We start from the raw sequence: 25140 nt of genomic DNA, 5'->3' as shown, positions 1-25140 counted from the left end.
CTCACCGCAGCTGCTGTCCTTAGGACAGCAGAATGAGCCCGGTGGGAATTGCCAGCAGTGCGAGAGCAGAAGACGCGATGCCCAGACTGGCTGTCCGGGTCAGCGGCGCCGGCGGAAGCAGCAGTCGCTGCAGCCTGGCACCGGTGATTAGACCGCCCTGGGCCTGCGGCGCAGCTGCATCAGGCGAAGGCTGATCCTCACCACTTCCGGTAGTGGCGATGGAGCGCAGGAGGTCCTCCCTGGAGCTTTCGGCCAGCGCCCCGTCATCGGCGAGCATCTCAGTCAGCTCCAGCACCGCCTCCCGCCCGTAGCGGGTGGTGGGAAGCCAGGGGAGTGCCCGGTACCAGGCCTCGAAAGCCATGGTGAGGAGATGATGGCGCTGCGCCAGGTGCGTCTTCTCATGGGCGACGACGGCGGCCAGCTCCGCCTCACTGAGCTGTACCAGCAGACCTCGGGACAGCACTGTGACAGAGCTGGCGTTGGTACGTCCTGGCAGGCAATAGGCCAGCGGGGCGTCATGTTCGATAATGTGCGTGTCCACCAGGTGGGCGGTCTCAGGGTCCTGCTCCTGGGCCAACGGTGTGGAGAGCAGACCCACCAGCTGACGATGGCGGCGTCGGGCATTAAGTACCCGGATATACGTACGGGCCAGAGTCAGCAGCAGGTGGCCGCAGAGCAGCACGCCCAGGCATAACGCAAAGATGTGCGTGGGGTGGACATTAAGGTCCTCCAGTGCGGCGAAATCCTCCTGAGTCAGCAGCCGCAGGACTGTGACAACAGCCTCGAGCAGAGAATCTCCGAATGGTGCCAGCCCATAGATCATCGGGGCACCCACCAACGACAGCCCGCCGGCTAAAGCGATGCTCTGCCACAGAAGCATCGCTGTCCACGGGGACCGGACGCGGAAGCTCGCTTGGTGGAGGAGCCGGGGGACCGGTACTGCCAGCAGGAATGCCAGGGCTGCCAGAAAGAGCGCTAAGAACTCCACGCAGCCCCGCTTGTCTGCTCACTGAGGGTGCTGGTCATAAGACCAGCTTAGTGACTATTTGCTCAGGATCTTGCGCAGCGCTGCGGCTTCGGAGTCCGAGACTCCGCCGATAAACCGTGCAAGAACCGCTTCGCGGTCAGGAACAGTGCCCAGCACCTCGTTGAGCATCTCGACGGTGTGCTCCTCGCGCGAGGCGGTCGCAGCATAACGGTGCGGCCGGGTGGAGCGCTCGCGGTGGACCATGCCCTTCTTCTCCAGGCGTGAAAGCACAGTGAGCACGGTGGTCACAGCCAGGGACTCATCTAGCTGGTCACGTACTTCATTGGCGCTAAGACGCTGCCCGCCGTCCCACAGCAGGCTCATCACAGAACGCTCAAGATCTCCGAGGCTGGCCAACGTTGTACTCCTTTTCTGCCCTGACATATCAGTGCATTACTACGATACGCCCATCTCACCGGGATTTCTACACAACGTAGAACGTTGGTGTTACGCAGAAATGACGACCGTTATGCGCTGACCGAGGAAGCGAACCGGGCGATCGCCTCCGGAGAAGAAGCGACGGCGTCGATCTGCTGCTCCAGCGGCACGCCTGAGGCATCGCGGCGGGCCATCTCAGCCGGTACCGTCCGGGCCGAGCCGTTCTTAGCCGCTGCCAGGGGCGAGGCAAGCACAGCAGCGCCGAGGGTGAGGTGGTCTTCCCCGCGCAGCAAGCGCTGGGCACGCACTCCGCCGGTAGCCCGTCCCTTGGCAGGGAACTCGCTCAGATCGCTGACTTTGATACTGCCGGATTCCAGACCCTCGAGCGTGCCGTCGCCGGCGGCAATCGTAACCACCACAGCCGCACCCTCCTCATGAAGGGCACCGGCAGGTATCACGGAGAATCCGATGACGGCGTCGTCCTCACCTAATTTCATGCCGGCCACTCCGGCCCCGGCGCGACCCTGGGGCCGCACCAGTGAAGCGTCGTAGCGCAGCAGCTGGGCAGCACGGGAGACGAAGACCAGCTGGTCATCGTCGCCTGCGGCAACATCAACACCGATAACGGTGTCCTTGTCCTTCAATGCGATGACTTCCCACTCGTCGCGATTGAGCGGGTATTCCGGATTGACTCGCTTGATGCGGCCTTCGGCGGTAGCCAGTGCAATGACCCGATCCAAGGGTACGAACCCGATAAGTTCTTCGCGTGTGCCGAGAGTCAAGAAGTCCTTGACCTTAGCGCCCTGATTGAGGTTGATCTTTCCCCCAGCGATCTCCAGCGGCGGAAGGTCCACCACGGGAATGCGGAGCATCCGCCCCAGCGACGTGACCGCGCCGATCTCACCGCGCGCGGTGGTGGCCACCAATGAACGCAGCGCATCGTGACGAGTTCGGCGGGTGGGATGCACCAGGGAGGAGCGGTCAGTAGTGCGCGCCAACTGACCTGAGGTGGACAGCACCGCCCAGCAGGGCGAGTCTGGAATCTGAAGGTGAGAACCGGCGTCGTCGATCTTCCCTGCGGCCGCAGCGGCAGGCACTATTGGCTCTGCGGCTTCGGATTCCACCAGCTGCGTGCGCCGATCATCACCGTATTTCTCCGCCACATCGGCAAGCTCATCAGCGACCACCTCGCGAAGCCGAGACTCCGAGTCAAGGATCGCGGCGAGTTCAGCGATCTCCTCCTCCAGGCGCTGCTTCTCCTGCTCGAGCTCCAAAGTGGAGTAGCGGGTCAACTGACGCAGTCGCAGCTCGAGAATATGCTCGGCTTGGGGTTGGGTCAGGTCGAAGATCGTCATCAGCCGCTGGCGTGCGGCGCCGGTGTCCTCGGCGGCACGGATGATCTGGATGACCTGGTCAATATCGAGGATCGCGATCAGCAGGCCCTCGACAAGGTGCAGCCGATCGCGGCGCTTGCCCAGCCGATGGGCGGTGCGCCTGCGTACCACGGTGATGCGGTGATCCACATAGACCTGCAGCATCTCCAACAGCCCCAGAGTGCGGGGCTGACCGTCCACCAACGCCACATTATTGATTCCGAAGGAGTCTTCCAGCGGGGTGAGCTTATAGAGCTGGGCCAGCACAGCCTGGGGGTTAAAACCGGCCTTTAGCTCAATGATCATCCGCAGCCCGTGCTTACGGTCAGTCAGGTCCAGAACATCAGCAATGCCGGTGAGCTTCTTTGCCTGCGCGGCCTCTTTAATCTTGGCGATGACCTTCTCAGGGCCCACCATATAGGGCAGCTCAGTGACCACAATGCCGGTACGGCGCGGGGAGACCTGTTCGATAGCTGTCTTAGCGCGGATCTTGAAGCTGCCGCGACCGGTGCGGTAGGCGTCGCGAATGCCGTCAAGCCCGACGATCCGGCCACCTGAGGGAAGATCAGGCCCGGGGATATGAGCCATGATGTCCTCAAGGCTGGCCTCCGGGTTGTGGATCAGATGACGGGCGCCAGCGACCACTTCGCGCAGATTATGCGGAGCCATATTCGTGGCCATGCCCACGGCGATGCCGGAGGCACCATTGACCAGCAGATTGGGGAACGCGCTGGGCAGCACACCGGGCTGGGTGAGCTGGTTGTCGTAGTTGGGCTCAAAATCGACAACGTCCTCATCCAGATCGGCCGTCATGGCCGTGGCAGCGGCAGTCATCCGCGCCTCGGTGTACCGCGGGGCCGCAGGGCCATCGTCGAGAGAGCCGAAGTTACCGTGCCCATCCACTAACGGCAGTCGCAGGGCAAAAGACTGGGCCATACGGACTAGGGCATCGTAAATGGCCGCGTCCCCATGGGGATGCAGCTTGCCCATCACCTCGCCTACCACGCGGGCAGACTTCACATGACCCTTCTGCGGGGTCAGCCCCATTTGGGACATCATGTAGAGAATTCGTCTCTGCACTGGTTTGAGACCATCGCGGGCATCAGGAAGCGCACGCGAATAGATCACCGAATAGGCGTACTCCAGGAACGAGGTCTCCATCTCGGCGGAGACGTCAATATCGATGATGTTCTCCTCCGGGGTGACCGGGGGAGCAGAGTCGCTGGAGCGTGATGGTCGGCGGGCCATAGTGGGTGAGTGTGGTCCTTGTCTTTAGTCAGGTGTAGGAGTGCTGGTCTTCATTGGCTAGTGTTGATCCTATGGGTGACAGCGCACGGTTCCGCGGATATCCTGCCCACTGGGAGGCTGATGTCGTGCTGCGCGATGGCGCAGCGGCCCATTTGAGACCGGTGCACCCAGAAGATGCTGAGCGCCTCCAGCGCATGCACGCCGGGCAGTCTGAGTCTTCGATCTACCTGCGCTACTTCACGTATAAGTCAGCGCTGACGCAGAAAGAGCTTCAGCGCTTCACCAATGTAGACCATGTGGACCGGGTTTCCTTGGTGGTCCTGCTGGATGACCAGATTATCGGGGTCGGCGGCTATGACCGCATCGAAGGAACCCGGGAGGCGGAGGTCTCCTTCAATATTTCTGACGCACATCAGGGACGCGGGTTGGGATCGGTGCTGCTGGAGCACCTGGCAGCAGCTGGACGCGAACGCGGACTCGAGCACTTCTCAGCCGAGGTTCTCCCGGAGAACCGCAAGATGCTCACAGTCTTCTCCGAAGCCGGTTACGAGGTCCAGCGCACATTCGAGGACGGAGTGGTCCTGCTGAAGTTCTCCATCGACCCCACTGAGCGCTCGCGCGAGGTGATGGAGGCCCGCGAGCATCGTGCCGAGGCACGCAGCGTCGGGGAACTGCTGGCACCGCAGCAGGTTGCGGTGATCGGGGCTTCCCGGGAGTACGGATCGGTGGGTTATCACCTGCTGCAGAACCTCATTGAATCCAATTTCACCGGCGGGGTGCACTCGGTGAACCCCGAAGCCTTCGAGGTCGGTGGGACTGCGGCCTATTCATCGCTGGAACACATTAAGCAGGACATTGACCTGGCGATTATCGCGGTGCCCGCGGAGCAACTGGCCACAGTGGTCACCGACTGCGGCCGCAAGGGCGTCAAAGGGATCCTGGTGGTGACCGACGGGATCTCAGGCCATGGCGAGAGCGTAAGTGGCGCCATCGATCAGCGTGAGCTGGTGCGGATGGCCCGCCGGTACGGCATGCGCGTCATCGGACCAGCATCTGTGGGGCTGATCAATACTGACCCGGATATCTCGCTCAATGCCTCGCTGTCGCCCACCTTGCCGGTGCGCGGGGGCGTGGGACTTTTCAGCCAGTCAGCCTCCATCGGTGTATCGCTCTATGCGCAGGCGCACCGCCGGGAACTGGGGCTTTCGGCGGTCATCTCAGCGGGCAACCGCGCTGACCTCTCCGGCAATGACGCGATGCAGTACTTCGAGGACGACGACGCCACCCGCGCCGTCGGCGTCTATCTTGAATCCTTCGGTAACCCGCGCAAATTCTCGCGCATTGCGCGGCGTCTTTCACTGAGCAAGCCGGTGGTTGTGGCCAAATCTGATGTGATGGGCCGCAGGCTGCCACCCGGACATGAAGTCCGTACCTCCCGAGCCCCGCAAGGGGCGGTAGATGCAATGCTGGATAACTCCGGAGTCATCCAAGTGGGCAATCACGATTCGCTCATGGATGTCCTGCAGGTCCTGGCCACCCAGCCGCTTCCGGTCGGACTGAAACTGGGGATCCTCTCCAATTCGCCTTCAATGGGCAGGCTGCTGGCAGATGCGGGGGAGTCCTACGGGCTGCAGCCGACCACGATCAATGGAGAACTGGACATGGAAGGCGGCCGTCGGGACTCCGCGCGGGCGCTGACTGAGGCACTGGAAGCTCTGTTCAACGACGACGAGGTCGACTCGGTGGCGGTATGCCTGCAGCCCACTATCACCGGCGTGCACTATGACCATGCGCGGGCGATCTCCGAGACTGCTCGCGGACATACCAAGCCGATGGTGATGTCACTGATCGGCATTCTGGACCCGCATGTGCCGCTGAACTACATCGGCAATGCTGGTCCGGTGATTGAGTCCGGCGCCCTGCAGCAGGGGGTTCCGGTCTTCTCGTCTCCGGCTCGATCAGTGGCTGCGCTGGCAAAGGTTGTCCGCTACCAGCAGTGGCGCACACGCGGCATCGGCGAGCCGTATATTCCTGTCGGACTGGAGGGCACTGCGGTGGCTCGCCAGGGCGATGAACTGCTGACCACATGGTTGGCAGATCTTGAGGGCGCAGCGCTGAAGCGGCTGAGCCAGGAGCAGACCCAGCAGCTGCTGGGACTCTATGGCGTAGAGGTGCTGTCCTCTATCCCGTTCGAGAGTGCAGATGAAGCCGTGGCTGCCGCGCAGCGACTGGGATACCCCGTGGCCGTGAAGTCGACCAACACTTATCTGCGGCACCGGCTGGACCTTGGTGGGGTGCAGCTGAACATTGATGACGAGGAGACGCTGCGCCGTACGGTATCCGATATGCGCAGAACCCTTGCCGAATACGGCAGCCCGGGTCTCGAAGTGCAAGCCATGGCCCCGACCGGCCAGGGCTGTATTCTGCGCGCCATCGAAGATCCTATGATGGGGCCGGTCGTCTCCTTCGGGATCTCCGGTGACGCGGTGGACCTTTTGGACGACTGGTCGCACGCGGTGCCGCCGATGACCGATCAAGACGTGCATCGGCTGATCCGCAAACCCAAGGCCGCACGGAAACTGCTGGGTTATCAAGGAGTTCCGGCAGTAGATGTATCGGCACTGGAAGAGACGGTGCAGCGGGTGGCGATGCTCAAGGACAACCATCCGCAGGTGGCTGCCCTGCAGCTGACTCCCATGCTGGCGTCTCCAGATGGAATCACCATTCTGCACGCCAGTATCGACATCGCCAACCCAGAACAGCGCACCGACTCAGCCCGTCGGGCCATCTCCAGGTACTGAGGTCTCGTGGCATTGACTGGGGAGGGCGGCTTGCCGCGAGTTCAACGCAGCTCCGCCCTGTTCTGCCGCGTCGCGGGCACCTTCTACCGCGGAGTAAATCCGCAGTTCGCCACCTCGGCGCTGGAGGGATCGGTGCGTCCTGGGCGGTATTCCGCAGAAGGTCAACCGACGCTGTACCTGAGCTCCTCCCCGGAAGGCGTCAGTGCTGCGATGCTTGCGCATCATCACGACGCCGACCCCGAGTTGGAGCTGCTGCGCATCCGGGTGGAGGCCGATGGCATCTTTGACCTGCGCGATGAGCACGCCCGTAGTGCCGCCGGGATCAGGCTCGAGGACGCGGTATCTGACTGGCAACAGGTAGTAGCCGAAGGCGGCATTCCGCCATCGTGGACAGTCCGCCATCGGCTCATGAAACTGGGTGCACAAGGACTGATTGACCCATCACGGAAGGCGCCTGGGCTCTGGCATCTGGTGCTCTTTCGCTGGGACCGCGATCAAGACGCCAGCGCACCGCAGGTACACGTCATCCCAGCAGCGGACTGACGGCCCAGACGGTGGCGAAGGCGGTGAGCCCCAGAAGGGTCTGCATTGCCGTCCATGTCATCAGCGTCTGCTTCTCGGTCAAGCCCAGGTAGCGATTCACCAGCCAGAAGCCCGAGTCGTTGACGTGAGAGAGCACCGTGGCCCCGGCACCGATCGCTACCACTACGGCGCCGATCATCGCAGGTGAGTAGTCAGAGCCTTCCACCAGAGGTGCGATGATGGCCGCGGCAGTGACCGTTGCCACGGTGCCCGACCCAAGGGCTACTCTCAGCAGCGCTGCGGCCACAAATGCCAGCAGAATGACGGGGATGCCCAGCTGTCCCAGCGTGTCCTCGAGAGCATCGCCGACACCGGAATCCTCCAGCACCTGGCCGAAGACACCACCTGCGCCGGTCACCAACAGGATCAGGCCAACCGGTGCCAGGGCTTTGGAAGCAACGGTCTGCAGCTCCTCTCGGCCCAGACCGTGGCGCATGCCCAGCACATAGAAGGCCAGCAGCACTGCGATGATCAGCGCCACGATGGGATCACCGATCAATGCTAGAACCTGTGCGGCCACGTGCTCTTCGTCCAGCACAGCCTCGGCAACGGTATTACCCAGAATCAGCAGAAGAGGCACAGCCAGAATCGTCAGAATAAGTCCGAAGCTGGGGGTGGATTCGGTGGCGGGGGAGTCCTCGTCATCATCATCAAGATCTTCCGGTACGCCCACATCCACGTACCGGGCAATGAATCGACCGTAGAAGACGCCAGCGACGACCACCGCCGGCACGCTTCCGAGCAGACCCATCGCGATCACCCAACCCAGATCTGCCCCGAGTACGCCGGCTGCGGCCACTGGACCGGGGGTGGGAGGGACGAGGCTGTGCCCGGCGCTGATACCAGCCAACAGCGGCAGGGCGAGCACCACCAGCGCAGTCTGCGCCTTGCGGACAAGGCTGTAGACCAGCGGCATCAGCATGACCAGCAGAACGTCGAAGAAGACCGGAATGGCCAGGATCAGGCCGGTCAGCCCCAATGACCACGGCAGGCGCTTTTCTCCGAAGGCCTGCACGAGGGTATCGGCGATCTTTTCTGCAGCACCGGTGGCTTTGAGCACTTGGCCAAACATGGCACCAAGTCCCACAATGATGGCCACGAAGCCCAGGACACCGCCCATGCCTTCTTCGACAGTGTCGATCACCTCGCTCAGCGGAATACCCACGACCACCGCGGTGATGATGCTGGTCAGCAACAGTGCGACGAAGGCATGCAGCTTCAGCTGCATGATCAACAGGAACAGGACGACGACGGCGCCCACCACCGCGATGAGCAGGCCAGCTGCAGACACGTTGGGTCTCCCCAGGCTAGACGTCAGGTGGCAGCCAGGTTAAGAAGGGTTGCTTTCCAGTACCCGGACATCAGCTGGACGGCAGGTGAGCACCGGTGCGGACCTAGTGGCCGCTAAAGCACCGTGCCAGTGCTGCGGATGTGACTGCCCAAACGAGCCAGCCCCTGATCAATACTGATGGACGGCGTCCAGTCCAGCAGCTGCTGAGTTCTGCGCTGGTCAAACCAGTGGGCGGTGGAGAGCTGTTCTGCGAGGAACTTGGTCATCGGGGGTTCATCCTGATGAGGTCCGGTGACCCGCTCAGAGAACGCCCAGATCTTCTCCACTGCCAGGCCCGCGGCCTTGGCCAGTGCGGCAGGCACCCGAAGCTTCGGCGGTGCAGCCCCGCCGGCTGCTGCGATGCCCATGATCAGCTCGCCGATGGGGCGCGGTTCGCCGTTGGTCACCACCAGTGTCTCGCCGGCAATCAGCGGAAGCCGACGAAGACCGCTGACGAAGGCCTCCACCGCGTTGTCGATATAGAGCGTGTCCACCAGGGGAGCGCCGGTGCCGATCAGCGGAAGCCGGCCACACCGGGCGCGATCAATAATGCGCTTGGTCAGCTGCCCATCACCGGGACCCCAGACCAGGTGCGGGCGCATAATCAGGACATTGACTCCCGCCGAACCTCGGGCCTGGGCCAGCACCTCTGCCTCGGCTTTGGTCCGTGCGTAATGGCCCTCAGCATGCTGGGGATCCGGCGGACCAGCCGGAGCACCCACCAAGGAGGACCCGGCGTGAGCCACTGACGGGGAGGAGACATGCAAGATGTTCTCAACGCCAGCGCCCCAGGCCGCGTCGAAGAGCTTTTCCGTGCCTAGGATATTGACCCGTTCAAAGTCCTCGCGACGGCCGGAAACTGACACTTTTGCCGCCATATGCACAATGGCGTCCTGGCCGGCGACTGCTTGCGCTACGGCGTCGTCGTCGGTCAGCGAACCGCGCACATCACGTGCGCCGACCACGCCGGAAGCGCTGCGCTGGAAGGTGGTGACCTGATAACCGAGATCGGCAAGCCGCTGCGCTACGCTGCGGCCCAGCAGACCTGAGGCACCGGTGACCAGCACCCGGGCGGGAGGCAGAATCTCGCGGCTCACAGTGCAGCCTTCTCTCCGGCGAGCACGGCCGCAGCCCAGGCGGCCAGCCTGCTGCGCTCAATCTTCGAGTTGTGACGAATATCTGTCGGCAGTTCATCAACAATGAGTACCGCCGAGACCGGCACTCCAGAACTTGCCTCGCGGACCGCGGACGCGATCTGCGGCTGGGCTAAGGGGGAGGAACCCACTCGAAGGTTGGCACCGTCAACGGGTTCAACAACGACGACGACCGCCTGGGTACCGGCAGGGCCCACTCCTACCGCAGCGCTGCGTGCTACCTGGTCGAGGGCGTCAACCGGAGTCTCGACGACGCCGGGTCCGATCGGGCCCGCAGGGGTACTGATCACATGCTGCAGCCGCCCCTGGATCCAGAGCCTGCCGTCAGCATCGATATGGCCCACATCGCCGGTGCGGTGCCATAGCAGTCCCTTCTCAGTGTCCCGACGGGACTGCCGATCGGTGTACCAGAGCCGGTCATAGCCGGCCTTCAGGTGGGCTGCGGAGACGACGAGCTCACTGAGCACCCCTGGTGCATCAGCGGGATCAACCAGCTGCTCGGCAGGGGTGCCCAGCTCATCCAGCGGCGCCAGAGCGAACTGCACTCCGCTGACTGGGCGTCCCACACATACTCCGGCCTGGCTGGTGGACATGGCCTCATGGATATCTTTGCGGGAGATGTCGGCCTGAAGCAGTCCCTCGGTCATGCCGTAGGGAGTGTGCAGCTCAGCCTGCGGGAAGATGTCCTGGACTGCATCCAGGACATCTGGGTGCACCGGGGCACCGGCGGAGAGCACCAGGCGAATCCGCTGCAGTGCCTGCCGCTGCTCCGGCTTAAGCGCACCGGCTGTGGCCACCACATTGCGCAGCGCCGCCGGTGACCCGAAGAACATAGTGGCTTTACCTGCCGCTGCGGCTTCGGCCACTGCCTGGGCAGTGAGGGTTGCCGGCTTGGTGACAGACATATCGGGGGTCACTGAGGTGGCACCGATGGCCGGCCCCAGCAGAGCAAAAGGCGCAAAGCCTGCAATCAGCGAGGAGCCGGGTTTGATGTCGAACTGCTGCCGAAGCAGCGCGACCAGGGCTCCCAGCCGCTCATGCGTGTAGAGCACTCCTTTTGCGGGACCAGTGGACCCGGAGGTGAAGAGCACCGCGGCGGGGTCAGCAGCTGAAGGCATCGGGACATCCTGCAGCCGTGAGCCGGCAGCCGAGCGCAGCAGTCGCTCCACCGAAGCCGCAGTTCCCAACAGTGCGGACTGGCGTTCAGAGAGCGCATCCACGCTGATCCGGGTACCGGGCCAGCCCAGGGCGCGGGCCACTGTCAGCCCTGGCAGAGCGCCGATGATCCACTGCGGGCGCGCGCTGCGCACCGCTCGGGTCATTCCCTTCAGGCCCAGGCCCGCGTCGGCCACCACTGCCACGGCGCCAAGGCGCAGGCAGGCGTAGAGGATGACTGTGAGGGAATTGCCCGGCTGTACCAGCAGCGAGACCCGGTCGCCGCGACGGACGCCGAGCTCATAGAGGCCGGCCGCCACGGAATCCACCTGGGACTTCAGCTGCTCCCAGGTCAGTGTTTCGGGGCCGCCGGTAGCGGTCATATCGACGCTTGCGGGTTCGTCCTTGTGCCAGCTCAGCGTCATGGCTTCCAGCTGCTCGCCGAGCCCCATGACTTGTGCCGCCGGTGCGGGAGAGCTGAGCTGCTGAGAATACTCCTGTGGCGTGAAGCGGTCCTTCAGCCAGGTGAAGAGCACAGCGGCGATATCCCGATCCTCTGCCACCAGATGTCCGGCACCTTCGAATCGGTGCAGGTCAGCATGTGGGATGCGCTCCAGTAGGTCAGCGAGGTAACGGTCCTGGAACACCGGGTCCTTCGGCCCCCAGATCAGCAATGCAGGCTTATCCCACTGCTGCAGTCCAGCGGAGACTTCTTCCAGGACGGTGCGTGAGGCGTGCTTGGCCAGGGCAGGAATATCGGCCACGAAACCGCCGATTCCGCCTCGACCCAGCCGGGAGACATAAGGTGCCCGGTAGGCGCGGTATACATCTTTGGGCAGCCCGCCCTCGGCCAGGGCCAATGTGACGCGAAGAAAGCCATCAGTGACCACCGTGGACCCCGGCAACAACCCGGGAGCCATCGCCGCCCGCAGAGCCGGGGGAACCGGTTCTCCGGTGGGATGATCCACGGCGGTGTTGAGGCTGACCACCGCGTCCACCGCATTGCGCTGGCGAGTGGCCCAGCCCAGGGAGATGATCCCGCCCCAGTCATGGCCGAGGGTGACCAGGGGCCGGTCGACGTCGACGTCGAGGGCGTCCATCAGTCCATCCAGGTCAGTCAGGCGTTGCTCAAACCGCCGGTAGCTGGGGGCATCCGCGGAGGGAGGTTCTGGATGTGACAGCCGTTCCGAGAAACCCATATCCAGCTGGTCCGGGGCGATGACACGCCAGGCGTTGCCATGTTCAGCACGTTCAACGGAGGCTGCCAGTACTCCCCGCCACAGATAGGACCAGGTGGGATTGCCGTGAACAGCCAGAATCGTGCCGGTGGGCTCGATGCCGCGGGCAGCCAGTGCAGGCCCGGTGTCCAGGACATGGAAGGTGCGTTCACCGTCATCGGTTTTAGCGCGTACCAGATGCGACCACGTCGGATCGATGCCGGGAAGCGGGGTGTGGCGGAGGGTATCGAAGGGCAGCCGCGCTGCAGCGGCCGGTATCGGCTTCCACGGGCTGAAGGTCCGGAGAGTCACCATTCCAGCTCCACCATCGCAGTGTTGAGGCCGGAACCCACACCCATGCAGAGCACTCGGGCGCCGCGGGCCAGGTTGGCGGCTTCTCGGGCCAGGGTGATCGGCAGCGAGGCCGGTCCCACATTGCCCAGCTCGGGGTAGGTGACCGGCACGCGCTTCTTGTCCAGTCTGGCCGCCTTGATGATGGACGAGGTATGCAGCTGCGAGACCTGATGGGTGACGTAGGAATCCATGTTCTCCCAGCTGAAATGGGCCTTGGCGTCTTCCCAGGCATCCATCACCAATTGCAGGCCGCCATCGAGCAAACCTCTGGCATCGGTGTACATGCCGCGGTGATCGCCCACGCAGAGTTCATGGTGCTGGGTGGCAGCACGGGTGACTCCGCCGACGATTCGGTGCCCCTCCGGATGCAAGTCAGCAGGACCGACCACGGCAGCGGCGGCTCCACAGCCTAATGTCAATGAGGCGAACTCCATCATGAAGTCGTCCCGGGAGACCATCTTCTCCAGGGAGTTGATGCGCTCCACCGTCGCGTCCTGCACCTTGCGGGCATCTTCACCATTGACGATCAGCACATATTTAGCCTGTCCGGCGTCGATCATGGAGCTGGCCAGCGTGATGGCGTTGACGAATCCTAGGCAAGCATTGGTGATATCGAAGTTCATCGCCGAACTCGGCAGGCCCAGCTCATGGTGGATGCCCACCGCGACTGAGGGCTCCAGGTGTTCGCGGGTCACCGAGGTGTTGACCATCAGCGAGACATCCTGGGCGGTGATGCCTGCGGCGTCCATCGCTTTGCGGGCGGCGTCGACGGTGGCTGTGCGGACGTCACCATCGGAGCGCCAGTTCCGCCGGGACTTGACCCCCGCCACTCGCTGGAGGAGCCCAGTGGGCAGCTTCAGCCGCTTAAGAGCGTCGGCGAGCCGCTTGTCGAGGTCCTTCGAGGTCAGTACCTCTGGGGCCTCCACCTCGGCCACGGACAGCAGTGCGGCATTGCGGTGATGGAAGGTCGCGTTTCCCTGGCCTGAATTTTGGAGCACCGCTCCATTATGGCGAACCCCGTTCTCAGCGGGCGAATCGCTCCGCCCCTGGTGAAATCCACAGGATGAATATGACCGCAGCGCTTGACGGATACCATGGAATCCATGACCCCCAGCCACCACAATCCCGCACAGGCCTCCGGATTGACGCTTAAGGAAGCCATCGATCGCGGGGGCTTCTACCCCTCACTGGTGCACCATACGGTGACCGATGCCCTGGATGGGCGCGAGGCCACCCACCAGATCGTCCACGTGGACACCCATTTTGATATGGAAGAAGTCCACCGCCACATCACCGTGCTGGTACTGGCCGATGATGTGGTCGTCGTCGCTCATCTCGATGATCACGATGCTGAGGATGAGCCCCGTGCCGTAGGGCACGAGGACCGCGGTCGTGCCGGTTCAGCAGAAGTTGTCGCGCGCATCTCCACAGAGGTTGTGCCGGTCTCGCGCATCCGCTCACTCATCCTCTCCGAAGTACACCGCCGCCCGGATCAGTTCCGACCGGACAGGGGCCTGGCCGAGGTCAGTTTGAATATGAACTGGAGCGGCGGCGCCCGGCTGGATACCTACCCAGCTGAATGCGGCAACCCTGAGTGCATGGCTGATCATGGTGACACCGGCACCCTGGCACCGGAGGATATTGTGCTGCGCATCGCGGCGACCGCAGAAGGCGATACCGCGGTAGATGAGGCGCGCAGTTTTGTGCGCGCTCTGCGCCGGGCTTGCGCCACATACGCCCGCTGAGCGCACCCAGTACACCCCCGGTGAGATGCCGACCCGCCACAGACCCAGGAGGCCCAGATGAGCCTGCCGCTGCCACCCGCTCCTGACTACGACGGCGCTCACTTACGTCATGTGCTGCCCTCAGCCTGTGCCGCCTTGGGTCTGGAAGGGTTTGCGAACCGACTCGATATTCCGCCGTGCAGCATTGCAGTGGTCATCATGGTCGACGGACTCGGCGATCACAATCTGGCCGCCCACACCGGTCACGCGCGCTTCCTCGCCTCTGCCTGGCGCCGGGCGGCTCAAGGGCGCGTGCTGGACTGCGGGGCACCTGCAACGACCTCTGCATCACTGACTTCGCTGGGCACCGGCAAGGCACCAGGGGAGCACGGAATGCTGGGTTATGACCTCTTGGCGCCTGAGTTGGGCCGAGTGGTCAATATGCTCGGGGGGTGGGATGACGACGTCGACCCCCGCAGCTGGCAGCGGCACCCCTCAGTGCTGCAGCAGGCGGTAGATGCCGGGGCGAGAGTACTCACTGCTTCGCGCAGCCAGTTCCGCGATTCAGCGTTGACAACTGCGGCACTTTCAGGCGGTGAGTTCCTCGGCGCGGACCGCATTGAGAGCCGGTTCCGGGCGGCGCAGGAGTGGATCATGGACCGGCGCACCGCCAAGGGCGGCGTGCGGCGTGGTCCGGCTCCTGCGCAACTGGTCTACCTGTATGTGGATGAACTTGATAAGACCGGTCATCACGCCGGTGTGGACAGCGTGATGTGGCGAAGCATGCTGGAGAACCTCGATGAGGCGGCTCGTCGGCTGTGCTCCGCGCTGACCGAGCGCTATGGCGATGAAGTTGCCGTGTTGCTGACTGCCGACCACGGCATGCTCGACATTGCCGAGCAGGATCTGGTGGATATCGCCGAGTGCGATGACCTGCTGCGCGGTGTCGCCCACACCGGCGGGGACCCTCGCATGATGTATCTCTACGCCGAGGCGGAGCAGGACCCTGTGGAGTTGGCTGCGCGCTGGCGGGCGGAGTTCGGGGATGTGGCCTGGGTGCTTACTCGCGATAAGGCCATTGCTGCCGGCTGGTTCGGCGCCGTGGAGGAGCGGGTGCTAGGTCGCCTCGGGGATGTGATCATCGCGGCCCATGCGCCGATCGCCATATTTGATACTGCCCGCACCGGCGTCGGAATCATGTCAATGGTCGGTATGCACGGCTCGCTGACGGAGGTGGAGCGGAAAATCCCGCTGCTGGAGCTTACCGGCCGGGGGTTCACCGGTTAAACGTGACCTGCACGTAGGGTCGAATGACCGGGGAGGCGTCGGTTATCGAGTGGTCAATCCATCCGTTAAGACGAGATTTTTCGCGCCTTTTAGCGGACAAACTGACCACTCAGCTGCGCGAGGCATGCGCCCGCTCGCGGAACGCGCTCACTCGTTCTTCGAGCCGAAGAGAATATCGTCCCAGCGCGGCATGGAGGGGCGCTTGGATTTTGAGCTACGACGGCGCTTCTCGGTGTCGCTGCTCTCCTGATCTTTTCGGCTGGGCTCCGCCGGCCGATGCGGAGAGTCCTCGGGCTCAGGTGCATGACGTCCGGATTCGCTGGGCGCGGGTTCATCGACGTCGTCTCCGGTGTCCTCGTAGCTGAAGCCCCAGGCGTCTGTGCCGGTCTCATACCCGGGTTCCTCGGCGTGATCGAGCTGTTCTTCCAGTCCGGGGATGGGGCCGGTGTGCTGCAGATCGTCGTCCTCGCCGCGGCGCCGTGCGGGGCGATGAGTTTCTGCTGCGGGCTCACCATGGCTTTCGGGGCGGCCGTGTCCGGTGCGGTCCTTGTCGCCTGACTCGCCCTCGCCACGGTCCTTTTCACCAGGATTCTCTGCTGCCCGGTGCCGTGGTGAGTCTGCTCCGGACCGCACGGGACGGCTCGGGCGATGGGGGGCGTCCTGATCAGGGATGGAGTGCGGTGAGGAGCGCGGCTGCTCATCGCGGGTGAGCAGAGTGGCGAGTTTGTCATCTCCGGATTCATCGGTACCAAGTCGCTGACCGCGGCGCGCCCGCAGAATATCGAGCAGATCCTCAGTATCGGTGCCCTGTCCGGCGTCGTCGTCTGCTTCATTCGAGGGCCTGAAGGGGCTCACGCTCGGATCGGCAACCCGATCCGGGCCTGCACCTCTGCCTCGCGTGGAGGCATGACCTGCGCGGCGGGGGGAGGAGGACGTCACGCTTGCTGGTCCGCGGTCCACATCGAATGGCTCATCCACTGCTGCTAGTCGGCGCCCTGACCGCTGTCCGGAGCCGAGCACCTCAGAAGTATCGAGCTGGGAGAGCGACTCAGCCCATTTGTTCTCAGCACGCAGCGACCGGGTATGGGTGTCGAAAGCCCACTCGGCCGGAGGTTTCAGGCCGATTCCCTCGGCGTGGGTGGAAGAGGAGCTGATGTCGAAGGAGCAGGTGATGGCCCACCGGCCATCTTCTCTACGCCACGCGTCCCAGCTGAGCGAACTCAGCGGGACATCCATCGCGCGCAGCCGGACCCGGACCATCGCTTCAAGGGTGGCTGGGGAGTCGCCGAAGGCCACCCGGTGATGCTCGGTGGTGGACGCTGATGCTATGACGGTCTGCCTGGCGCGGGTGGCGATATAGGCGCGCTCGTCAGCTACCGGGCCTGCGTACCGAAGCACGTGGTCACGTGATTGTCCGGAGGCTTCTACGACCTGCTCAATGGTGGCACCGGCCCGCAGCCGAGCCTGAATCTCTCGGGGTGAGAGGCTCGGCTTCGGTGCTGCCGCGCCTGTGGCGGACTCGGATGCTGCAGTTCCGGAGGGGGATGCACCCGGAGTTCTTCCCACGGCAGCACGCAGCGCGTCATCAACGGGCAGGGCATAGTCAGCTCCAGCCTCGTCGGAGAGCATCAGCCGCGGGGGATCGTTCTCCTCATCCAGCCCCACGATCCGCAGATCCTGCATCCTTACGCGTCCTCCAGGTACGTGTGGGAAGTCCTATCCGGCAACTGTATCGCGCAGAGGAAGACTCAGTCCTGGGGGCCTCAACCCCACCTGGAAGGATGGGTCCTGCCGGCTTTGTTCGGGCGCAGTATTTCACCCTCAGCCGTAAAGTGCCGACGCGGATTTGTCCTATGGGGGCTGATACGACACAATCTGTGCGACCTGATAAGTCCTCAAGGGTCTGCGACCTGCGGGGATGAGCAAAATACTCATGATGTGGAGCACCAGCCATGGCTACCGACTACGATGCGCCGCGGAAGAACGACGACGACGTCAACGAGGACTCGATTGAGGAGCTGAAGAACCGCTCCAATAACCGCCAGTCGGCTGTTGTCGATGAGGATGAGGCCGAGGCCGCAGAGGGCTTTGAGCTGCCCGGCGCTGATCTTTCTGACGAAGAGCTGCAGGTTCGGGTCCTGCCGGCGCAGTCGGATGAGTTCACCTGTGCCTCCTGTTTCCTGGTGCGGCACCGGTCCCAGGTGGCACGCGAGGAGAACGGTCAGTTCTTCTGCACTGACTGTGAGGGCTGATCTTCTAAGGTTTCAGCTTCGCTAATACGCCAAGGGCGACCCTGCAGAGATGCCGGGTCGCCCTTGGCGTATTCAGTTCCAGTACCGGTCAGGCCAGCGAGACTCCAGCCGTGCGTACCGGCTCATCGGATTTTAGGGCTTCCAGAAGCGCTTCAGGCTGGCGGGTGGAGAAGAGCCAATAGGGCGTGGCGTCCTCTGGATCAGTGATCTCAGCGGTGATGACCGGATCGATCCAGCCGCGGATGCACTGGTAGCTACGCGCATCAAATCCAGGCCCCAGCTGTTCCCGGGCAGCATCGCCGCGGTGACCCACCACGCGACCTAAATGTTGACGTTCAATACGCGCTCGGCCGACACGCAACCAGCCCTCGGTGACTTCGACCCGCGGAGTGGTGATCACCAGCGCAAAGACGCACAGGGCAACCCCGATGACCAGTGCAAGAGTCCCAAAAGTCGCGTTGATCGGGAAGAACATAATGGAGATAGAAGCGCCGACAATGACGGCGGACACCCACAACCACCAGGCGGGCCAGAGCTTCTCCGAATACAGCACGTCATTCATAATCCCATCGTCTCACGAGAGGCCAGTGGGCTAGGCCGGTAGACTCGTGAGCGTGAACACCATCGACGTGCCGATTCAGCTTCTGGACCCCGAACTTCCTTTGCCGCACTACGCCCATCCTGGTGATGCCGGCGCCGATCTGGTCAGTGCAGAGGACTTCACTCTTGAACCGGGCGAGCGACGTTTGGTCCCCACAGGCATCGCCGTGGCAATTCCCGAAGGCTGGGTGGGTCTCATTCACCCGCGCAGCGGCCTGGCCGTCAAGCACGGGATCACCATGGTGAACACTCCAGGCACGATCGACGCCGGGTACCGCGGGGAACTCAAGGTCTGTCTGCTCAACACGGACCGGCACACCGCGGTCAGCTTCTCCCGCGGTGACCGGATTGCTCAGCTGGTCCTGCAACAAGTCGCTCAGGCACAGTTCACTCCGGTGGATAAGCTCCAGGAGAGTGTGCGCGGTGCTGGAGGCTTCGGCTCCAGCGGTATCGCCTCTCCCGGGCTCACTCCCGCTCACTGACCACCCCACCCACACTCAAGTAAGGAGAGGCATGCTCTTCGGTAGAAAGAAGAAGAACGAGCCGAAAAAGCCAGCCACTATTCGTGAGGCTCTCGATCAGGAATCTGCCCCTGAGGTAGAAATCGAGGAGGCTGAGCTGGGGGATGAGCAGGGCGTCGTCGCTGGCGAGGAGACCGAGGTCCAGGACAGCACCGGTCACCAGAGCACCGCTGCTGAGCCGACGGATCAGTCGGGACAGGCGGATGCCGAAGAGGCTCTCCGAGGCCCGCGTGATGCCGATGAGGTCGAATCCAAGAAGGGCTACCTGGACTTCGGTGCGCTCCTGGTGCCCGCGGGCAAGGACCAGAAGGTACGACTGGACATCGACCAGAAGACCAAGCGGGTGGTGTCACTGACCATTGCAGTGGGCGAAGCCAGCATCCAGCTGCAGGCATTCTCCGCTCCGAAGTCCGGAGGCATCTGGCAGGATGTGCGCCGTCAGATCGAAGAATCCGTGGTGAAGCAGCACGGTCGGGTCAAGGAGATCGATGGCCGTTTCGGTAAAGAACTCCATGCACGCGTTCCTACGGTGCTCAAGGACGGCCGCCAGGGCTGGCGGGCTGCCCGATTCATCGGTTTCGAGGGCAATCGTTGGTTCCTGCGCGGGGTGATCGGTGGTCGCGGTGCGATCGATCGCCAGGCATCAGCCGGCGTGGAGAAGCTGTTCTCCGAGATTCTGGTGGTCCGTGGAGATCAGCCTCTGCCTCCGCGCGAGCTGCTGCCGCTGCGTCCGCCGGCTGGGGCCAAGCGTGTGGTGGTGCCGCGTCAGGGCCAGCCCGCCACAGGCCAGCCCGGCACTGGCCAGCCGAGTACAGGCCAGAGTCCCAACCGGAGCAACGGAGTGCCGAACGTCCAGCGCCCCGGATCACAGCCCGGCGCCTGAGGCTGGTGTCCCTATGACTGCCTCCCAGGAGAACGCAGCAACGCCTGAGACCGCCGGGCAGACTGATGCCGGGCAGACTAAGGCCGCCCCGTCAGCTGCTGAGCAGTTTGGCGAGCAGATTTCGGCCTCCGCCGCGCAGAAGATGCAGACCCGAGATGACGGCTCCCTCGATGTCTTGGCTTCTGCAGGAGGATGGCGAGGACTGGCCGAAGCCTCTCTCCCCGCAGCAGCGTTCCTGACAGCATTCCTCGTTACCGAAGAGCTCAGCACGGCGTTGCTGTTGGCTCTAGGGATGGGGGTCTTGTTCACCGTGGTGCGGCTGGTCCAGCGCGGAAGTTTGCTGCAGTCCTTCTCCGGGCTGGTGGGGGTGGCGATATGCGCTGCCTTCGCGCAGGTCAGTGGTGAAGCTCGGGATTACTTCTTGCCAGGCTTTTTCATCAATATCGGCTATCTGCTGGTCTTCGCGGTTTCAGTGGCTATCCGCTGGCCACTGATGGGCGTGCTCTTCGGTTTTGTCCGTGGTGAAGGAACCAGTTGGCGTCGCGATGACCTGCGCCGCCGTCGTTACGCCCTAGCCACATGGATCATTGCAGCCGTGCTGGCTACTCGTCTGGCTGTTCAGCTGCCGATGTATTGGGCAGATGCGACCGGGGCTCTTGGCACCGCTCGAGTGGTGATGGGAGTGCCGCTCTATGCCCTGGGTCTGTGGCTTGGCTGGATGATCACCCGCCCCACCGAGCAGGAACAGCCCACCTCGGCGGTACAGGATCACGATGGCTGAAATCCTCACCCTTGAAGCTGGACCGATGTCCCATGGCGGGCACTGCATCGCGCGTCATGACGGGCGCGTGGTGTTCCTGCGTCATGCCATTCCCGGGGAGACTGTGCGGGCGGTGGTGACAGAAGGAGGCGACGGCGCTCGCTTCTGGCGTGCCGACGCTGTCGATATTCTCGCTGCCTCAGATCATCGCCGACGCCATCCGTGGAAGCAGGCCGATGCGCTGCGCGCCTACGATCGGGACCAGCTGCCGGTAGGCGGGGCCGAATACGGCCACATCAGCGATGCGCACCAGAGGCGGCTGAAGGCCCACGTCTTCCGCGACACGATGAACCGTATCGGCGGTATTTCAGTAGCAGACCTTGATGTGCCCGGGCTCTGTGCCGACGGCGATATCCGTGCCGAGAGCCTCAACGGGGCGGAATCTGGCGGGCTGCACTGGCGCAGCAGGGTGAGCTTTGCGGTCAAGGACGGGTCTTTGGCGATGAAACCGCATCGTTCCCATGATCTGATTGCGCTGCGCAGTATGCCGCTGGCGGTCGCTGCAGTATCGGATTCGGGGATCTTCGGATGGGACTTCTCCGGGGCCACCTCGGTCGACGTGGTGGCGCCCGGGGGAGCGGGGCCGTTGACTTTGCTGGTTCGCAGCGATGACCCTGCTGAGCGCGATGGCCTTGCTAACCGAATGGCTGCTCAGGCCAAAACTTCGCCGCAGGTTGGCAGCGTGGTGCTGATCAGCGCAGCGGAATCCCGCGAAGGCTCGCAACGCGGCCCACGTGGGCGCCGTCGTCATCAGCAGCTGCAGCCAGTGAAGGTCCAGTACAGCGTGGTGGCCGGGGAGCGGATGGTGACCGAACCGCTGCCGGTGGCATTCCATGACGACGCCGGAGCTGAACGCTCGCAGGTGACTCTGGCTCCTGAGGGCTTCTGGCAGATTCACCGACAGGCGCCGCAGGCGCTGGTGTCCGCAGTCGCAGATCTCACGCAGCTGTCTCAGGGCGGCACCATGGTCGACCTGTATGCCGGGGCGGGCCTCTTCTCGGCCTGGGCAGCCGCAGTGGTGGGTCCCCAGGGGCAAGTACTTTCCGTAGAGGCAGCGCAGGCCAGCAGCGCTGCGGCCGAGCAGCTCTTTGCCGGCACCGGCCGCGTGGAGGTGGTCTGCGCCCCAGCGGAACGGGTAGCTCCGCGGCTGGAACAGGCGGATCTGGTTCTGCTTGATCCGCCCCGCGCCGGAGCCGATGCCCGGGTGCTTCAGGGGATCAGCGACTCAGCACCGGGCGAGATTATCTACGTCTCCTGTGACCCGGCGTCCTTCGCCCGCGATGCTAAGCGTCTGCAGGAACTCGGCTGGGGTATCTCTGACCTGCGTCTTCTTGATATGTACCCCAATACTCACCATATGGAGTCAGTGGCGCTATTCCGCCGCGGCTGAGATCGCTGGCCGCTGGGCGTGTCTGTTCTTACCGTCCGCCGTGGCTGAAGCTCAGGTGACCTGCCTTATGAGTAGGATGGTGGGCGGATAACAGGCACTCGGTCGCACCCAAGGCCCGAGGCCATGTCAGCGAAGACAGACAAGGAGTCCCCGTGAGTACTGTGGACAGCTTCGGAGCAAAAGGCGTTCTGAACGTCAACGGCGCCGATTACGAAATCTTCCGACTCAATACGGTGGAGGGCTACGAGACCCTTCCCTACAGCTTGAAGGTCCTGCTGGAGAACCTTCTGCGCACTGAGGACGGCGCCAACGTCACTGCCGAGCACATCAAGGCTCTGGGCGGCTGGGACGAGAACGCACATCCAGACACTGAAATTCAGTTCACCCCCGGCCGTGTGCTGATGCAGGACTTCACCGGTGTGCCCTGCGTGGTGGACTTGGCCACCATGCGCGAGGCAGTGGCGGAGCTGGGCGGCGACCCGAATAAGATCAACCCGCTGGCACCGGCAGAAATGGTCATCGACCACTCGGTGCAGATCGACTCCTTCGGTAACTCCGATGCGATCGAGCGCAATATGGACATCGAGTACCAGCGCAATGGTGAGCGGTACCAGTTCCTGCGGTGGGGCCAGACCGCGTTTGCAGACTTCAAGGTTGTTCCTCCGGGCATGGGCATCGTGCACCAGGTGAACATCGAGTCCCTGGCCCGGGTGGTCATGACGCGTGAGATCGACGGCGCGCTGCGCGCCTACCCAGACACCTGTGTGGGTACCGACTCCCACACCACCATGGAGAACGGCCTGGGCGTGCTGGGCTGGGGCGTGGGTGGCATTGAGGCTGAGGCTGCGATGCTGGGCCAGCCGATCTCCATGCTCATTCCGCGTGTGGTCGGCTTCAAGCTCGCCGGCGAGATCCCCGCCGGCGCCACCGCCACCGATGTGGTGCTGACCATCACCCAGATGCTGCGCGAGCACGGCGTGGTCGGTAAGTTCGTGGAGTTCTACGGCGAAGGCGTCGCTTCGGTGCCGCTGGCCAACCGCGCCACCATCGGCAACATGAGCCCCGAATTCGGTTCCACCGCCGCGATGTTCCCGATTGACCAGGTCACCCTGGACTACCTGCGCCTGACCGGTCGTACCGAAGAGCAGCTTGCTCTGGTGGAGGCCTACGCCAAGGAGCAGGGCATGTGGCATGACCCCTCCCGGGAGCTGCGGTTCTCCGAGCAGCTGGAACTGGATCTCTCCACTGTGGTGCCCTCGATCTCCGGCCCCAAGCGCCCCCAGGACCGCATCGAACTCACCGATGCCAAGGAGCAATTCCGCAAGGACATTCACAACTACGTCCAGGAGACTGAGGATGCTCTGGGCCTCAACGGCAAGGCCGATGAGGCGTCCAAGGAATCCTTCCCCGGATCCGATGCGCCGGCACATACGCCGGGCGAGGAGCAGTCGGCAAAGGATCAGCCGCGTCCAATGAACGCAGGATCTGAGCCTGCCGCCGGGCGTCCCTCCAAGCCTGTGCACGTGAAGATGCCTGACGGTCGCGAATTCGAACTGGACCACGGTGCAGTGTCGATCGCCTCCATCACCTCCTGCACCAACACCTCAAACCCGAACGTCATGCTGGCCGCCGGCGTGCTGGCACGTAACGCCGTGGAGAAGGGCCTGGTGCAGAAGCCCTGGGTCAAGACATCCATCGCGCCTGGTTCCAAGGTGGTCACCGACTACTACGAGAAGTCCGGCCTGATCGAGTACCTCGAGAAGATCGGCTTCTTCGTGGTCGGCTACGGCTGCACCACCTGCATCGGCAACTCCGGCCCGCTGGAAGAGGAGATCTCCCAGACCGTCCAGGAGCAGGACCTGGCAGTGACCTCGGTGCTCTCGGGCAACCGTAACTTCGAAGGCCGCATCAACCCGGATGTGAAGATGAACTACCTGGCCTCCCCGCCGCTGGTAGTCGCCTACGCCCTGGCCGGGACCATGGACTTCGACTTCGAGAACGAGCCGCTGGGTCAGGACGCCGAGGGCAACGACGTCTTCCTGAAGGACATCTGGCCGGATCCGGTGGAGGTGCAGAAGATCATCGAGGAGTCCATCGACACGGAGATGTTCACCTCCAAGTACGCCACTGTCTTCGACGGCGACCACCGCTGGCAGTCCCTGGACACCCCTGAGGGTGCCACCTTCGCATGGGATGAGAACTCCACATACGTGCGCAAGGCCCCCTACTTCGACGGCATGAAGCTGGATCCGGAGCCGGTCACTGACATCGACGACGCCCGCGTACTGCTGAAGCTGGGCGATTCGGTCACCACCGACCACATCTCCCCGGCGGGCTCCTTCAAGTCCGACACTCCGGCAGGCCGCTACCTGCTGGAGAACGGCGTGGAGCGCAAGGACTTCAACTCCTACGGTTCCCGCCGTGGCAACCACGAGGTCATGATCCGCGGAACCTTCGCCAACATCCGCATCAAGAACCAGCTGCTGGACGGCGTCGAGGGTGGTTTCACCCGCGACTTCACCCAGGAAGGTGCACCGCAGGCTTACGTCTACGACGCTGCGATGAACTACGCCGAAGAGGGCACTCCGCTGGTGGTTCTGGGCGGCAAGGAGTACGGCTCGGGATCCTCCCGTGACTGGGCAGCCAAGGGCACCCGTCTGCTGGGCGTGCGCGCCGTCATCGCTGAGTCCTTCGAGCGCATCCACCGTTCCAACCTCATCGGTATGGGCGTGCTGCCCCTGCAGTTCCCGGAGGGTGAGACCGCTGACACCCTGGGCCTGACCGGCTTCGAGGTGTTCAGCATTGAGGGCATCACCGCGCTCAATGACGGCCAGACCCCGAAGACCGTCAAGGTCACCGCTAAGCAGGAGAACGGCGAGGAGATCAGCTTCGACGCCGTGGTTCGCATCGACACCCCCGGTGAGGCCTCCTACTACCGCAATGGCGGAATCCTGCAGTACGTGCTGCGCTCGCTGGTGAAGTAAGCAAGCCAGGCCTAGCCACCGCGTCCTATGCACAAAGCTGCCCCGGCCATCTGGCCGGGG

General features: G+C 63.6%; 19 protein-coding genes. 10 read left to right on the top strand and 9 right to left on the bottom strand.

All coding sequences use genetic code 11. The features are described 5' to 3' along the window. Window positions 1-19: 19 nt before the first annotated feature. From ABEA23_RS13385 to ABEA23_RS13375, 3 genes are all read right to left on the bottom strand, one after another. On the bottom strand, window positions 20-988 hold the full coding sequence (locus ABEA23_RS13385; RefSeq protein WP_345478494.1) for a M56 family metallopeptidase: 969 nt from the start codon (window positions 986-988) through the stop codon (window positions 20-22). Between the two features lie 54 nt (window positions 989-1042). Next, window positions 1043-1384: a BlaI/MecI/CopY family transcriptional regulator gene (locus tag ABEA23_RS13380; protein ID WP_345478493.1), complete on the bottom strand. Its 342-nt coding sequence runs from the start codon at window positions 1382-1384 to the stop codon at window positions 1043-1045. Between the two features lie 110 nt (window positions 1385-1494). Then, window positions 1495-4026 (bottom strand): DNA gyrase/topoisomerase IV subunit A, encoded by a 2532-nt coding sequence (locus ABEA23_RS13375; protein ID WP_345478492.1) that lies wholly within the window; start codon window positions 4024-4026, stop codon window positions 1495-1497. Window positions 4027-4097: 71 nt separating this feature from the next. On the opposite strand from ABEA23_RS13375, the gene ABEA23_RS13370 reads away from it, so the two are divergent. After that, on the top strand, window positions 4098-6827 hold the full coding sequence (locus tag ABEA23_RS13370) for a bifunctional acetate--CoA ligase family protein/GNAT family N-acetyltransferase (protein WP_345478491.1): 2730 nt from the start codon (window positions 4098-4100) through the stop codon (window positions 6825-6827). 6 nt (window positions 6828-6833) lie between these two features. Next, the gene (locus ABEA23_RS13365; RefSeq protein ID WP_345478490.1) at window positions 6834-7370 is read left to right on the top strand and encodes an RES domain-containing protein; all 537 of its coding nucleotides are present in this window, start codon (window positions 6834-6836) and stop codon (window positions 7368-7370) included. Here ABEA23_RS13365 and ABEA23_RS13360 read toward each other — a convergent pair. The 4 genes from ABEA23_RS13360 to ABEA23_RS13345 form a co-directional block, all read right to left on the bottom strand. After that, complete coding sequence (locus ABEA23_RS13360; protein ID WP_345478489.1) at window positions 7351-8700, bottom strand: GntP family permease; 1350 nt, start codon at window positions 8698-8700, stop codon at window positions 7351-7353. The two genes, ABEA23_RS13365 and ABEA23_RS13360, sit on opposite strands and share 20 nt — an antisense overlap. A gap of 113 nt (window positions 8701-8813) precedes the next feature. Continuing rightward, window positions 8814-9836: an NAD-dependent epimerase/dehydratase family protein gene (locus tag ABEA23_RS13355; RefSeq protein ID WP_345478488.1), complete on the bottom strand. Its 1023-nt coding sequence runs from the start codon at window positions 9834-9836 to the stop codon at window positions 8814-8816. Then, the gene (locus ABEA23_RS13350) at window positions 9833-12580 is read right to left on the bottom strand and encodes an alpha/beta fold hydrolase (RefSeq protein WP_345478487.1); all 2748 of its coding nucleotides are present in this window, start codon (window positions 12578-12580) and stop codon (window positions 9833-9835) included. Before ABEA23_RS13350 ends, ABEA23_RS13355 begins: the two co-directional genes overlap by 4 nt. Then, a complete protein-coding gene (locus ABEA23_RS13345) occupies window positions 12574-13617 on the bottom strand; it encodes a 3-oxoacyl-ACP synthase III (protein WP_345478486.1) in 1044 nt (347 codons plus the stop codon). Before ABEA23_RS13345 ends, ABEA23_RS13350 begins: the two co-directional genes overlap by 7 nt. 105 nt (window positions 13618-13722) lie before the next feature. Between ABEA23_RS13345 and ABEA23_RS13340 the strand changes: the two genes are divergently transcribed. Both ABEA23_RS13340 and ABEA23_RS13335 read left to right on the top strand, forming a co-directional pair. Continuing rightward, window positions 13723-14364 (top strand): DUF5998 family protein, encoded by a 642-nt coding sequence (locus tag ABEA23_RS13340; RefSeq protein ID WP_147640435.1) that lies wholly within the window; start codon window positions 13723-13725, stop codon window positions 14362-14364. Window positions 14365-14421: 57 nt separating this feature from the next. After that, window positions 14422-15630, top strand: a complete 1209-nt coding sequence (locus tag ABEA23_RS13335) for an alkaline phosphatase family protein (RefSeq protein ID WP_345478485.1) — start codon at window positions 14422-14424, stop codon at window positions 15628-15630. A gap of 147 nt (window positions 15631-15777) precedes the next feature. Here ABEA23_RS13335 and sepH read toward each other — a convergent pair whose 3' ends face one another. Beyond that, window positions 15778-17313, bottom strand: coding sequence for a septation protein SepH (gene sepH / locus ABEA23_RS13330; RefSeq protein WP_345478484.1), 1536 nt, complete (start codon window positions 17311-17313; stop codon window positions 15778-15780). Window positions 17314-17582: 269 nt separating this feature from the next. Between sepH and ABEA23_RS13325 the strand changes: the two genes are divergently transcribed. Then, window positions 17583-17882, top strand: a complete 300-nt coding sequence (locus tag ABEA23_RS13325; RefSeq protein WP_044494711.1) for a DUF4193 domain-containing protein — start codon at window positions 17583-17585, stop codon at window positions 17880-17882. An 88-nt stretch (window positions 17883-17970) separates the two neighbouring features. Here the strand turns inward: ABEA23_RS13325 and ABEA23_RS13320 are convergent, their stop codons facing one another. Then, window positions 17971-18444, bottom strand: coding sequence for a DUF3093 domain-containing protein (locus ABEA23_RS13320; RefSeq protein WP_345478483.1), 474 nt, complete (start codon window positions 18442-18444; stop codon window positions 17971-17973). A gap of 46 nt (window positions 18445-18490) precedes the next feature. Between ABEA23_RS13320 and dut the strand changes: the two genes are divergently transcribed. The 5 genes from dut (at window position 18491) to ABEA23_RS13295 (ending at window position 25080) form a co-directional block, all read left to right on the top strand. Continuing rightward, on the top strand, window positions 18491-18964 hold the full coding sequence (dut, locus tag ABEA23_RS13315) for a dUTP diphosphatase (RefSeq protein WP_345478482.1): 474 nt from the start codon (window positions 18491-18493) through the stop codon (window positions 18962-18964). A 31-nt stretch (window positions 18965-18995) separates the two neighbouring features. Then, a complete protein-coding gene (locus tag ABEA23_RS13310) occupies window positions 18996-19886 on the top strand; it encodes a DUF3710 domain-containing protein (protein WP_345478481.1) in 891 nt (296 codons plus the stop codon). Between the two features lie 13 nt (window positions 19887-19899). Further along, on the top strand, window positions 19900-20667 hold the full coding sequence (locus ABEA23_RS13305) for a DUF3159 domain-containing protein (protein ID WP_345478479.1): 768 nt from the start codon (window positions 19900-19902) through the stop codon (window positions 20665-20667). Beyond that, window positions 20660-22096, top strand: a complete 1437-nt coding sequence (locus ABEA23_RS13300; protein WP_345478478.1) for a class I SAM-dependent RNA methyltransferase — start codon at window positions 20660-20662, stop codon at window positions 22094-22096. The genes ABEA23_RS13305 and ABEA23_RS13300 overlap by 8 nt, the downstream gene beginning before the upstream one ends. A 152-nt stretch (window positions 22097-22248) precedes the next feature. Then, window positions 22249-25080 (top strand): aconitate hydratase, encoded by a 2832-nt coding sequence (locus tag ABEA23_RS13295; protein ID WP_345478477.1) that lies wholly within the window; start codon window positions 22249-22251, stop codon window positions 25078-25080. Window positions 25081-25140 lie beyond the last annotated feature (60 nt).

It is taken from the genome of Nesterenkonia rhizosphaerae (assembly GCF_039544555.1).
Lineage (GTDB): Bacteria > Actinomycetota > Actinomycetes > Actinomycetales > Micrococcaceae > Nesterenkonia > Nesterenkonia rhizosphaerae.
This window is presented reverse-complemented; position numbering and strand designations above follow the sequence as displayed.